General features: G+C 73.5%; 1 pseudogene. It reads right to left on the reverse strand.

Annotated features, from left to right (window positions below):
* Positions 1-204, reverse strand: a pseudogene (locus ACNAW0_RS31035) (S8 family peptidase); the annotation flags it as partial.

Here is a 204-nt window from a genome sequence, read left to right on the forward strand (position 1 = left end):
CCGTGGCCGGCGGCGAGGGCTGCCACCCGGTCGGCTGTCCCGTCCTTGAGCACCACGATGTAGCTGCCCGCTACCGGCGCCCCGACTGCGACCCTGATCGCGCCCTCCGCCGGAGCGGCGCTCGCTGCTGTGCCAACGCCGACGGCGGCGGCCGAAACCACCGCGACGAACCCGACTGCCAGGAACCTCCTGGCAGGTACGGAA

The organism is Micromonospora sp. SL1-18 (assembly GCF_047921505.1).
In the GTDB taxonomy this organism is placed as follows: Bacteria; Actinomycetota; Actinomycetes; order Mycobacteriales; family Micromonosporaceae; genus Micromonospora.